A 12,717-nucleotide genomic window follows, 5' to 3' on the forward strand; every position below is an offset into this window, starting at 1 on the left:
AGGTAGACAAACAACGGCCGCGCTTTGCGAAAACTTGGCAAAGCGCGGCCGCTGTTACTCGCAGTAAGTCGAACCCCGTGAACTGTCCGGTTGGTTCGCTCTTCCCTCCATCTGTCCTGGCCTTGGGTGACACCCTGTGTGCCCACCCGACGGCGGCCGGTCGCACCCCGGTTATCCAGCCGTTACCCGCCAGTAACGAACCCCCTTGTGCCCCGGCCGGGAATGCACCACGATCGGCGACGCTCGGTCCTTCCCACGGAACCGCTCATCAGGAGCCGCGGTGGAGGGTCCCCACCGGGCCGGCCGGTGGCAGTTGGCACCGGCCGTGGGACAGGGGGGTCTCTGCCACACCGGCAGGGCCTGTCCTCCAGGTTGCGCGAACGCGTGGCCCAGTGGTTGTCGCTCGGGGGTGAACGCCGGTGAACGCGATGTGGCACAGCCATACCTCGGCGCCTGCGCTCCTTCCCGAGGACGTAGCACTTCTCCCATCCCAGGACGGGCACGGCCCGGACCGGAGATGTACGTCCGAGAAGGAGGAACGAAATGAGTTCTCAGGTTCGTGGCGGGACCAGATGGAAGCGCTTCGCGCTCGTCATGGTGCCGAGCATCGCGGCCACGGCCGCGGTCGGTGTGGGTCTGGCGCAGGGCGCCCTCGCGGCGTCGTTCAGCGTCTCGGGACAGAGCTTCAAGGTGTCGGCCGACGAGCTCGTCGGTGAGGACCTGATCCAGTACGGCGGCATCGCCGAGGGGCGCGTCCTGGGCCAGGGCGAGAACGTGAAGCAGAAGCACCCGGTCACGATCTCCGGCTTCCGCAAGGCCAAGATCACCAACATGTGCCAGTCCCTGGTCACGCCGGTGCCCGGCATCGGCGCCATCACGCTCCAGCTGCGTACGGGCAACAAGGGACGTGCGGCCGAGGCGGAGAACCTCTACCTCGACGTCGCCGAGCTGGACGCGGACGCCAAGTTCGAGAAGCTCGACATCGGTGTCGCGGTGGGCGACGGCAGCCACACCACCAAGCCGGTGCCGGGCACCGTGGCGGACGGCGGGCTGTTCTCGCAGCGGGCCAAGGTGGCCACGCTGACGAACGTCCGGCAGAAGGCGTGGGCGACGACGGCGGGTACCTTCACCCTGCCCGACCTCAAGCTGCGCCTGCTCGGCGGCGACAAGCCGTGCTACGAGGACGAGAAGTAATCCCGTCCCGGATGTGACCGCACGGGCGGGCGCCGACGGCCGTCGCCGCTCGCCGCGCGCCCGTGCGGGCTCCACAGAGTTCTCCGTACCACCGTTTCCAGGGAGCTGTTGTCCATGAACCCCCAGGCCCCGGTTCACGCCGCAGACGATCACTGGCTCACTGTCCTGCGCCACCGCTTCAGTGCCTGGCGAGGTGCCCGACCCTTCTGGGCCGGCCTGCTCACGCTCCTCGGCGGCGTGCCGATCATCTACTTCCCGTTCGCGGACATCCGGCTGGCCAACGTCACCCTCGCGATGGCGACGACCTCCGGCTCCGTCTCGCTGATCATCGGCGTCCTGCTGATCACGCTGGGCTTCGCCCTCTGGTTCCAGCAGGGCATCCGCGTCTTCGCCGGGGTCGCCGCGATCCTGCTGTCCCTGGTGTCGATCCCGAAGTCGAACCTCGGTGGCTTCTTCATCGGCTTCCTCACCGCGATGATCGGCGGCGCCCTCGCACTGGCGTGGGCACCGGCGGCGCCGGCGGACGAGGACGCGACCGCGGGGGACGAACAGGTCGAGGACACGGACAAGGCGCGGGCGGCGATGGCGGGCAACCCCTTCGGGATCCCGGCCCCCCGCGAGACGGAGACGGCGTACGCGACCGAGACGACTGCCCACGCCGATGGCGGGAGGAACAGTGCGGGGTGACGAGACGCACCGGGGCGTGGCCCCCGGCGCAGAGTCCCGTGAGAGGAAGGGCCCGCGCCACGCGGCGCCCAGGAAGTCCCTGCTGAACAAGCTCCAGATACCCGTCGGCAAGACGATGGCGCTGGCGGCGATGCCGACGGCCGTGCTCGTCGGGATGGGTATGGCCCCCAAGATGGCACTGGCCGACGAGAAGGACATACCCTTCCTGCCCGGCCCGTGCGTGACCCGCTCCGACGAGCCGACGGGGTCCCCGTCGCCGTCGACCTCGCCCTCGACCTCCCCGTCGAAGACGCCCTCGCCGAGTACCTCGCCGGGTGCGACCCCCTCGCCGGGCGCGAGCCAGGCCCCGAAGCCGGCCACCAGCCCCTCGCCCAAGGCGTCGGGTACGGCGTCCGGTACGACGGGCAAGCAGCCGTCCGCGTCGGCCACACCCTCGGCCGGCGCCACGTCCTCCCCGTCGAAGACGACCAACCCGCTCGACCCGCTGGGCGTCGGCGACGCCCTCAAGGGCCTCGTGGACGCCTTCGGCAAGCCCCTCCAGGACGCGAAGTCGCCGGCCACCCCGACGCCCGCGCCCACCACCACGCCCACCAAGGACCCGGCGGCCGAGGCGATCCGCGAGGCGGCGAAGAAGGCCGGCGCCACGGTCGAGGAGCTGCCGCAGCACGTCAAGGACACGGCCACGAAGCCGAAGGACGAGACGGGTCGGGCGGCCGACGGGACGACCAAGGATCCGAAGGGCACGGCCGACGCGGGCAAACCCTCGCCCGGCACCTCCGCGTCCCCTTCGCCGACGGCCACGAAGGGCGCGGACGGGAAGGAACCCTTCCCCTGCCCGACCCTCGACGCCGAGGCCTTGGCCAACGCCAAGCTGGAGCAGGGGATACCCCTCCTGCCCGACGAGCCCTGGTACCTGGACAGCTCGCTGCTGACCCTCTACGGCCTCGACTACGAGGGCATCGTCGAGGTGAAGACGGCGGGCGGCAAGGTCAAGAAGGTCCTGAAGTTCACGGCGGACTCCCTGGACATCAAGGACCTCTACCAGACCGTCGGCAAGGGCCCGAACATCGCCCACCTCAAGTCCCGTCCGGGCTCCACGTCCAAGATCCGCGACGGCAAGGTGACGATGTACACGGAGAGCCTCAAGGGCAACCTCTTCGGCATCATCCCGATCGAGTTCACCCCGAACTCCCCGCCGCCGCTGAACGTCCCCTTCGCGTTCTTCACGAACGTCAAGGTCGTCCAGGCCGGCCAGTTCGGCGGCGACCTCACGGTCCCGGGCCTCAAGAACTACATGGGCCCGGCGGAGAAGTAACCCCGGGCGCGAACAGCGGTGGCCCGCACCCCCGAGGGGGTGCGGGCCACCGCTGTTTCGGTTCACCCCTGGGAGGGGTTCCCCGAGGGGCCCGGTGGGTCCAGACGGTCCGCCTCGGCCTGGAGTCCCTCCGCGATCTCGTCCCAGTCCCCGAAGGCGAGGAGGTCGTCCGCGGCCTCGCGCAGCACCACCGCGTCGTCCGGTCGCTGCAGACAGACGATCCGGTAGGCCAGGTTGCGGGCCCACGACGGCAGACCGATGAAGTTCTCCGCCTTCAACGTGCGGAGCATCGCGAGGATCTCGTCCGGGTCCGCGTAGATGATCGTCTCCACGTACGCGAACTCGGCTTCCCCGAACATCTCGGGCGGCGTGTTCACCCGGTCCTCGGGAACTACCCCTCGGCCGAGTGTGAGCAGGTCTTTCATGGCATTCCTTGCTTCGCTGACGGGACGTATCCGGTGCGACCGGTGAGGGTGGCCGCAGACTCAGGGAACCTGCATGTACGTCGAGATGGAGAGGAGCTTGTCACCGACCTTCAGGACGTGCCCCTTGATGTTCATCCCGTTCACGGTGACGAAGATCTTCTGCATCCCTTCCATGCTTCCACCCTTGCCCATGTGCTCCAGGGTCCCCAGGATGATGGCCTTCTCGATCGCATCCGCGTTCGCGCCCGTGGTCACCAGCGCCGGGAAGGCCTGCTCGCCCTTGCGGGCGTTGTGGGCCCGGTGGAAACCGTGCCCGGTGTTGATCGTCCACTCCCAGCCGCCGGCCGTGAGCGCACGCTTCAGGTGCGTGATGTGCTCGGCGCCCTGCGTGGTGATGGTGTAGGCCGAGAAGTCGACGTGCGCGCTGACCTTGGCGATCGGCTTCAGCCGGGCAAGCGTCTGGACCGCCGCGGCCGTCGTGCGGAAGTACGTGCGCAGACCGAGCGCGACCTTCGTCACGGCCACCGCGACCTGGGGGATCTTCAGCACCGCGGCGCCGATCAGGACCACGTTGAGGGCCGTCCACAGGCAGCTCTCGACGTCCAGCGACGAGAAGCACTTCTTCGCGTCGGTGACGCCCAGGACGTCGAGGAGGATCTGGCCCCCGTTCTCGATCACCCAGTCGAGCACGTCCTTGTTGGCCGCGGCCAGAGCGGCCTTGTACTCGTCGACGCAGGCCTGTCCACAGGCCGCGCGCAGCGCCTGCTCCTCGGTGAGGTTGAGATCCGCACCGCCGTAGCCCGGTCCGCCGTTGGCCTTGGAGGCCGCCAACTGGTCGGCGCGCTGCTGTTCCTGCCACTTGCGAAGAGCCTCTTCGGCGCGGTCCGCCGACGCGTCGGCGTCCTTGGCCGACTGCTGCGCGTTGGCGGCGGCGCCCTCGGCGGCCTTGGCGTCCGACTCGGCCTTGGTGGCCGTGCTGTTCGCGGCGGCCGCGTCGTTGGTGGCGGCGTTCGCGGCGCTGCGGGCGTTCGCCGCGCTCTTCTCCGCGTCGGTGGCTTCGCTGTTCGCGGCGGCGGCGTGGTCGGCGGCGTCGCGTGAGGCGTTGCCGGCCAGCACGACCTCGGCGCCGGTCTGCGCGTGGTACTCCGTCGTCTTGGCGTCCGCGGCCTTCGCCGCCGTGGCGGCGGTCGCCGCGGTGGCGGCGGAGGCGCGCGCGGCGGCCACGGACTTGAGGGCGGCGGCACTGTCCGCGGCGGCGGCGGCCGAGGCCTGTGCGGCGAGCTTCGCGTCGCCCGATGCCTTGTCGGCGAGTGCCTTCGCGTCGGTGGCGGCCTTGGCGGCCTCGTTGGCCTTGGCGGTGGCCGCCGCGGCCTGCTGTTCGGCGAGGGTCTTGGACGACTGCCCCACCAGGACCGCGAAGGCGGCGGCGGAGTCGGATTCCTTGTACGGGGTGCCCGTCGCGATCGCGGCGTCCGCCGCCTTGACGGCCTGGGCCGCCGAGTCGCGGGCCGCCATGGCCGCCTGGGCGGTCGCGAACGCGCGGCCCGCGGTCACCGCGGACCAGGACGCGGTCTGGATGGCCTCCGCCTGGGCGGCGGTCGCGTCCTTCTTGGCCTGTACGGACGCGGCCTGGGCCTTCTTGGCCTCTTGCTCGGCCTTGTCGGCGTTCGCCTTGGCGGCTTCGGAGGCGTCGATGGCCTCGGCCGCCGCGGCGTGAGCGGTCTGCGCGGCGGCGTAGGTGGTCCACCACTGGGAATGGGCGCTGTCGGCGGCGGCCTTGGAACGGGCGGCGGCACCCTGCGCGCGGGTGGCGGCCGCGCGGGCCTCGACGGCCGCGGAGCCGGCCTCGCCGGCGGCGGCGCGGGCACGGCTCGCCGCCCCGACGCCTCGTTGGCGGCGGTACGGGCCTCCGTGGCGGCCTTCCGGCTCTCACCTGCGGCGGCCGTGCCCTCGGAGGCGGCCGCGGCCGCCTCCAGTGCGGAGGCGCGGGCGTCCTTCGCCCGCATGGCGCGCTCCGCCTCCGCTGCTCCGTCCCGGGCGAGGGCGGCCTTGATCTCGGCGGCCTCGGCCGCGTCCAGCTTGTCGGCGGCGGTGTCACCGGCGCTCTCGGCCGCGGTACGGGCCCTGCCGGCAGCCTCCCGCTCGGAGACGGCGCGGGTCTCGGCGGCCTGCGCCTTCGCGCGCTCGGACGCCGCCTTCTGGCGCTCGGACTTGGCCCGGTCGCGCTCCTGCTCGGCCTTGACGCGCTGCGCCTTGGCGTTCTCCGCCGCGGTCTTGGCGGTGGTCCGGGCGTTCTCGGCCTTCGTCTGGGCCGCCTTCGCCTTGGTGGCGTTCTCGGCGGCCTCCTTGGCCTGGGCCGCGGCCGAATCGGCGGCGGCCTTGGCCTGGGCGGCGGCCTCCTGGGCGGCGACCCGGCGGAACTCGGTGTTCAGCGCGTGGGACTGGGTCTGCGCCAGCGCGTAGAGGGTCTTGCTGTCGGCGACGGTCGCCTTCGCGGCGTTCGACGCCGTCTGGGCCGCCTTGGCCGAGGCCTCGGCGCCGGCCGCCGAAGCCTTGGCGACCTGGACGGACTGCTGTGCGAAGAGCAGGCCGCGACCGCGCGGTGCCTTGGCGGCGTCGGCGAGGGCCCAAGCCGCCTTCTGCGAGGCGTCGGCCTTGTCTGCCGCGGTCTTGGCGGCGGCCGATGCCGTCGCCGCGATCTTCGCCTGGTCGGCGGCCTTGGTGCGGGCCGCCGCCAGGTCCTTGGTCGCCTGGGTGAAGACGGCCGCGGCGGGTCGACCCGACGCGTTCGCCGGCTGGGCGCCCCAGTACTTCTGCCAGGTCAGGATCTGGTCGGCGAGCCACGCCTGGCCCAGAGCCTCGATCATGGCTTCGGTGGACTTGCGGATCTCGGCCGCGGCCGTGACCTCGGCGTTGACTATCTCGTTGCGGGGCTTGGCCTGGGTGGCGTACTCCTGCTCCCACTCCAGGTGCGCCGTCACCACCATCGGCGACATGACGCGGTAGTAGTCGAGGGGGTTGCGGCTGTCGCAGGCGCCCCAGGCGGCCTTCAGCGCCTCGACCTCCAGCCGGAACTCGACGGAGTCCTCGGCCGGAGTCTGCTTGAGGTAGCCGCCGAGCCGCAGGTAGCGCGCGATGTCACTGGCCGACGTGGCCCGGTAGTTGTACTCGGTCTTGTCGGCGTCCCGGAGCAGGTCCTTCGTGACGAAGTCCTGGTTCGGGTCCTGACCGTTCAGCTCGGCGGCGAGGGCCTTGGCCTTGTCCACCGCGGTCTTCGAGGCCGGCGTGTGACCGTCCTCGCCCAGCCGGTAGTACAGGTCGCGCTGCGGCCCCAGAGTGAAGGCGACGACGTCCTTGTCGAACTGCGGCGCGTACTGCGGGATGCCGGCCGCGGTGCCGGACTTCCAGTACGGGTAGTTCGAGGCCTCCCAGCGCTCGCGCCGCTCGGCGGAGGCCACGGGGGATCCCTCGCGGGAGTCCCGGTCCTTGAGCATCGCCTGGCGCAGCGGGTCCATGCCCATGACCGGGTCGGTCGCCGCCGCGAGTTCGGCCGGGGTGCCGGTGAGCGCCTTGGACGCCACCTTCTTCATCTCCGGCCCGCCGATGTGCAGGGCGAAACCGCCCGCGCAGCGGTCCAGGCGGGCCTGCTCGCCCAGGCTGATGGGCCGGTACGGGGGCTCGTTGTCCGGCGGGATTTCGACGGCGGACGCGGGCGACGAGGTGATGAGGCCGGCCAGCAGGGCGGCGCTGGTGGCCAGCGCGGTCCCGGCGAGTCCGCGCCGCACGACGGCGCGGAGGCCAGGGCTTCTGCCCCGCAAAAGGGTTGATCTTTGCACGTACTTGCCTATTTCTTCGGTGCGAAGTGGACAGCCCGAAGGAAGGCCGTAGGCACGTGCGCGTACGGTCAGGCAAGAGTGAATTCAGCCTTCCCCCAAGGCGTGGATCGACAGTGTCACGTTTTCTGTTACCGCCGGTAGCTCATTTTCGGCCACACCTACTGGTCAGTAGGAAGTGGGTGTCCCCCCTCCGCAACGCACCGAGGGCGGCATCCCGGATCTCTCCGGGATGCCGCCCTCGCTCTGTGCGGCAGAGTCGTGCTGTCGTGCGTCAGGCGCTGGTGCCGCCGCCGACGTGGTGGACGCGGACCATGTTGGTCGTGCCCGGGACGCCGGGGGGCGAGCCGGCGGTGATGATCATGGTGTCGCCCTCGTTGTAGCGGCCGAGCTTCGTCAGCTCGGCGTCGACCAGGTCGACCATCGCGTCCGTGTTGTCCACGTGCGGGACGACGTGGGACTCGACGCCCCAGCTCAGCGTGAGCTGGTTGCGCGTGTTGACGTCCGTGGTGAACGCCAGGATCGGCTGGACGGCGCGGTAGCGCGACAGGCGGCGGGCCGTGTCGCCGGACTGGGTGAAGGCGACCAGCGACTTCGCGCCCAGGAAGTCCGCGATCTCGCAGGCCGCGCGGGCGACCGAGCCACCCTGCGTACGCGGCTTCTTGCCCGGGACCAGCGGCTGGAGGCCCTTGGAGAGGAGTTCCTCCTCGGCCGCCGTGACGATCTTCGACATCGTCTTCACGGTCTCGATCGGGTAGGCGCCGACCGAGGACTCGGCCGACAGCATGACCGCGTCCGCGCCGTCGAGGATGGCGTTGGCGACGTCGGAGGCCTCGGCGCGCGTCGGGCGCGAGTTGGTGATCATCGACTCCATCATCTGGGTCGCGACGATCACCGGCTTGGCGTTGCGGCGGCACATCTCGATGAGCCGCTTCTGGACCATCGGGACCTTTTCGAGCGGGTACTCGACGGCGAGGTCGCCACGGGCCACCATGACCGCGTCGAACGCGTCGACCACGGCCGCCATGTTCTCGACGGCCTGCGGCTTCTCGACCTTGGCGATGACGGGGACCCGGCGGCCCTCCTCGTCCATGACCTTGTGGACGTCCTTGACGTCGTTCGCGTCGCGGACGAAGGACAGCGCGACCATGTCGCAGCCCATCCGCAGCGCGAAGCGCAGGTCGTCGACGTCCTTCTCCGACAGGGCGGGGACGTTCACGGCGGCACCCGGCAGGTTGATGCCCTTGTGGTCCGAGATGACACCGCCCTCGATGACGATGGTCTTGACCCGGGAGCCCTCGACCGAGGTCACCCGCAGCTCGACGTTGCCGTCGTTGATCAGGATCTGGTCGCCCTTGGCGACGTCGCCCGGCAGGCCCTTGTAGGTGGTGCCGCAGATGGACTTGTCACCCGGGACGTCCTCGGTGGTGATGGTGAACTCGTCACCGCGCACCAGCTCGACGGGACCCTCGGCGAAGGTCTCCAGACGGATCTTCGGGCCCTGGAGGTCGGCGAGCACGCCGACCGCGCGCCCGGTGTCCTCGGAGACCTTCCGGACGCGGTCGTACCGCTCCTGGTGTTCTGCCTGGGATCCGTGGCTGAAGTTGAATCGGGCCACGTTCATACCTGCCTCGATGAGCGCTTTCAGCTGCTCATACGAGTCGACGGCGGGGCCCAGCGTGCAGACGATTTTGGAACGGCGCATGGAGCGGATCCTATCCGTTTGTTTCGTAGCGGAATATTCCGTCTGGTGGAAAGTCCAAGTGACTACTGGGTAACGAGCGCGTACGCCTGCGTGGCGATCTCCAGCTCCTCGTCCGTCGGGACCACGGCGACGGCCACCCGGGCGTATTCCGCCGACACGAGCCGGGGCTCGGAGGAGCGCGCCGCGTTCGCCTCCAGGTCCAGCGCGAGGCCGAGCTCCTCCAGGCCGGCGACCGTCGCCGCCCGGACGACGGCCGCGTTCTCGCCGACGCCCGCCGTGAACGTCACCGCGTCCACCCGCCCCAGCACCGCCGCGTACGCGCCGATGTACTTCTTCAGCCGGTGCACGTAGGCGTCCAGCGCCAGGCGGGCCGAGGCGTCGCCCTCCTGCGCCCGGCGCGTCACCTCGCGCATGTCGTTGTCGCCGCACAGCCCCAGCAGACCGCTCTTCTTGTTGAGCAGCGAGTCGATCTCGTCGATCGACAGCCCCGCCACCCGGGCCAGGTGGAAGATGACCGCCGGGTCCAGATCGCCCGAACGGGTGCCCATGACCAGGCCCTCCAGCGGGGTCAGCCCCATCGACGTCTCGACGCACACACCGCCGCGCACGGCGGAGGCGGACGCGCCGTTGCCCAGGTGCAGCACGATCACGTTCACCTCCTCCACCGGCCTGCCCAGCAGCGCCGCCGTCGCCCGGGAGACGTAGGCGTGGGAGGTGCCGTGGAAGCCGTACCGCCGGATGGCGTACTTGTCGGCCGTCGCCGCGTCGATCGCGTAGCGGGCCACGTGCTCCGGCATCGTCGCGTGGAAGGCCGTGTCGAAGACGGCGACCTGCGGGAGGTCCGCGCGCAGGGCGCGGGCGACCTCGATGCCGGTGACGTTCGCCGGGTTGTGCAGCGGGGCCAGCGGGATCAGGCTGCGGATCTCCGCGAGCACCTCGTCGTCGATGACCGTCGGCCGCGTGAAGCGGGTCCCGCCGTGCACCACGCGGTGGCCGACGGCGGCCAGCTCGGGGGAGTCCAGCCCCAGCCCGTCGGCGGCCAGCTCCGCCGCGACCGCCTTCAGCGCGGCCTCGTGGTCGGCGATCGGGCCGGTCCGCTCGCGCCGGCCGCCCGCCGCGCCCGGTCCGGTCAGCGGTTCGTGCGTCAGCCGCGAGGTCTCCTCGCCGATGCGCTCCACCAGTCCGACGGCGAGGCGGGAGCGGTCCGCCATGTCGAGGAGCTGGTACTTCACGGACGAGGAGCCGGAGTTGAGGACGAGTACGCGCGATGCGGTCACGATGGGGGTCTTTCCTGGTGGTGGAGGGGCAGTAGGGACGGAAATGGGCGTTCAGCCGGTGGGGGACGTGCCCTGGGACTGCGCCTGGATCGCGGTGATCGCCACCGTGGTGACGATGTCCTGGACCAGCGCGCCGCGCGAGAGGTCGTTGACCGGCTTGCGCAGCCCCTGGAGCACCGGGCCGACCGCGACGGCGCCCGCCGAACGCTGCACGGCCTTGTAGGTGTTGTTGCCCGTGTTGAGGTCGGGGAAGATCAGTACGCTCGCCCGGCCGGCCACGTCGGAGTCCGGCAGCTTGGTCGCCGCGACCGAGGGCTCCACGGCCGCGTCGTACTGGATCGGCCCCTCGACGGCCAGGTCGGGGCGGCGTTCGCGGACGATCTCGGTGGCCTTGCGGACCTTGTCGACGTCCGCGCCCGAGCCCGAGGTGCCGGTGGAGTACGAGAGCATCGCGATCCGGGGCTCGACGCCGAAGGCGGCGGCGGTGGCGGCCGACTGGACGGCGATGTCCGCGAGCTGCTCGGCGCCCGGGTCCGGGTTGACCGCGCAGTCGCCGTAGACGAGCACCTTGTCGGCCAGGCACATGAAGAAGACGGAGGAGACGATCGAGGCCTCCGGCTTGGTCTTGATGATCTCGAAGGCGGGGCGGATGGTGGCGGCGGTGGAGTGCACCGAACCGGAGACCATGCCGTCGGCCAGCCCTTCCTGGACCATCAGCGTGCCGAAGTAGTTGACGTCGGTGACCACGTCGTTGGCCAGCTCGACGGTCATGCCCTTGTGGGCGCGGGCCTGCGCGTAGTACTCGGCGAATCGTTCCCGCAGGGGGGAGACGGCCGGGTCGATCAACTGCGCGCCCGAGATGTCGATGCCGAGGTCGGCGGCCTTCTTCAGGATCGCCTGCTCCTCGCCCAGCAGCGTCAGGTCGCACACCCCGCGCCGCAGCACCACGTCGGCGGCCCGCAGGACGCGCTCCTCGGTGCCCTCGGGCAGGACGACCCGGCGCCGCTCGGAGCGGGCCCGCTCCAGCAGCTCGTGCTCGAACATCATCGGCGTGACCCGCTCGGAACGGGCCACCGACAGCAGGCCGCGCAGCTCGGCGGTGTCCACGTGGCGTTCGAACAGGCCGAGCGCGGTCTCCAGCTTGCGCGGGGTGGCGGAGTTCAACCGGCTCTGGAGCGAGAAGAGTTCGGCGGCCGTCGGAAAGCTGTTGCCGGCGACGGAGACCACCGGGGTGCCCGGGGCCAGCTTCGAGGCCAGCGTCAGGATGTCCTCGCTCGGGCGCTCGTTCAGGGTCAGCAGCACACCCGCGATCGGCGGGGTGCCGGAGCTGTGCGCGGCCAGGGCGCCGACGACGAGGTCCGAGCGGTCGCCGGGGGTCACGACGAGGCAGCCGGGGGTCAGGGCGTTCAGGAAGTTCGGCAGCATCGCGCCGCCGAAGACGAAGTCGAGGGCGTCGCGCGCGAGCCCGGCGTCGTCACCGAGGAGCACCTCGCCGCCCAGCGCCCGCGTGATCTGGGCGACGGTCGGGGCGGAGAGGGACTTGTCGTCCGGCAGGACGTAGCAGGGCACGGGCAGGCGGGCGGAGAGCCGCTCGGCTATGACGTCGCGGTCCTCGGGGGCCACCCGGTTGACCACCATCGCCACGACGTGGCAGCCCAGCGTCTCGTAGGCGCGGTAGGCGTTGCGGGCCTCGGCGCGCACGGCCTCGGCCTCGTGCCGCGTGCCGCCCACGACGGGAACGACGACGGCGCCCAGCTCGTTGGCGAGGCGGGCGTTCAGGGCCAGCTCGTCGGGCAGGTTGGTGTCGGCGTAGTCGGTGCCGAGGACGAGCATGACCTCGTAGTCGCGGGCCACCCGGTGGTAGCGGTCGACGAGCCGGGAGACCAGTTCGTCGGTACCCTTCTCCGCCAGGATCGCGGAGGCCTCGTGGTACTCCATGCCGTACGCCGTCGCGGCGTCCTGGTCGATCCGGTAGCGGGCCTTGAGCAGGTCGAAGAGCCGGTCCGGGCTGTCGTGCAGCAACGGCCGGTAGACGCCGACCCGGCCCGTCTGGCGCGTGAGGATCTCCATGATCCCCAGCTCGACGACCTGGCGGCCGTCCCCCCGCTCGATACCGGTCACGTACACGCTGCGCGTCACGCGTGCTCTCCCGTCCCATGAATGTCTGTGGTCTGTGTGGATCAGTGTGATCAGTGATCAGTGTGATCAGTGGTGTCAGCAGTCCGAACCTCAGCCGTGAGGTTGTCCCGGTTAGGGTGGGCTTGACCTCTTGACAATACCT

At 70.9% G+C, this 12,717-nt stretch carries 9 protein-coding genes; 3 read left to right on the top strand and 6 right to left on the bottom strand.

Going from position 1 to position 12,717, the window contains the following annotated elements:
* The first annotated feature begins 543 nt into the window (after positions 1-543).
* The 3 genes from M4D82_RS23060 to M4D82_RS23070 all read left to right on the top strand — a co-directional run bounded on the left by M4D82_RS23060 (position 544) and on the right by M4D82_RS23070 (position 3,196).
* Positions 544-1,194: a DUF6230 family protein gene (locus M4D82_RS23060; RefSeq protein WP_249767856.1), complete on the top strand. Its 651-nt coding sequence runs from the start codon at positions 544-546 to the stop codon at positions 1,192-1,194.
* A gap of 114 nt (positions 1,195-1,308) precedes the next feature.
* Positions 1,309-1,881 carry a DUF6114 domain-containing protein gene (locus tag M4D82_RS23065; protein WP_249767857.1) on the top strand — a complete coding sequence of 191 codons (573 nt, stop codon included), beginning with the start codon at positions 1,309-1,311 and terminating at the stop codon, positions 1,879-1,881.
* Positions 1,871-3,196, top strand: coding sequence for a hypothetical protein (locus M4D82_RS23070; RefSeq protein ID WP_249767858.1), 1,326 nt, complete (start codon positions 1,871-1,873; stop codon positions 3,194-3,196). Before M4D82_RS23065 ends, M4D82_RS23070 begins: the two co-directional genes overlap by 11 nt.
* A 62-nt stretch (positions 3,197-3,258) precedes the next feature.
* Here the strand turns inward: M4D82_RS23070 and M4D82_RS23075 are convergent, their stop codons facing one another.
* From M4D82_RS23075 to pta, 6 genes are all read right to left on the bottom strand, one after another.
* The gene (locus M4D82_RS23075; RefSeq protein ID WP_249767859.1) at positions 3,259-3,621 is read right to left on the bottom strand and encodes a hypothetical protein; all 363 of its coding nucleotides are present in this window, start codon (positions 3,619-3,621) and stop codon (positions 3,259-3,261) included.
* 60 nt (positions 3,622-3,681) lie between these two features.
* Positions 3,682-5,175 carry a hypothetical protein gene (locus M4D82_RS23080; RefSeq protein ID WP_249767860.1) on the bottom strand — a complete coding sequence of 498 codons (1,494 nt, stop codon included), beginning with the start codon at positions 5,173-5,175 and terminating at the stop codon, positions 3,682-3,684.
* A complete protein-coding gene (locus tag M4D82_RS23085) occupies positions 5,172-7,406 on the bottom strand; it encodes a hypothetical protein (protein ID WP_249767861.1) in 2,235 nt (744 codons plus the stop codon). The genes M4D82_RS23080 and M4D82_RS23085 overlap by 4 nt, the downstream gene beginning before the upstream one ends.
* 322 nt (positions 7,407-7,728) lie before the next feature.
* Positions 7,729-9,159 carry a pyruvate kinase gene (gene pyk, locus M4D82_RS23090; RefSeq protein ID WP_249767862.1) on the bottom strand — a complete coding sequence of 477 codons (1,431 nt, stop codon included), beginning with the start codon at positions 9,157-9,159 and terminating at the stop codon, positions 7,729-7,731.
* 62 nt (positions 9,160-9,221) lie between these two features.
* Complete coding sequence (locus M4D82_RS23095) at positions 9,222-10,436, bottom strand: acetate kinase (RefSeq protein ID WP_249767863.1); 1,215 nt, start codon at positions 10,434-10,436, stop codon at positions 9,222-9,224.
* 51 nt (positions 10,437-10,487) lie between these two features.
* On the bottom strand, positions 10,488-12,575 hold the full coding sequence (gene pta, locus M4D82_RS23100) for a phosphate acetyltransferase (RefSeq protein ID WP_249767864.1): 2,088 nt from the start codon (positions 12,573-12,575) through the stop codon (positions 10,488-10,490).
* Positions 12,576-12,717 lie beyond the last annotated feature (142 nt).

This window comes from Streptomyces sp. RerS4 (assembly GCF_023515955.1).
In the GTDB taxonomy this organism is placed as follows: Bacteria; Actinomycetota; Actinomycetes; order Streptomycetales; family Streptomycetaceae; genus Streptomyces.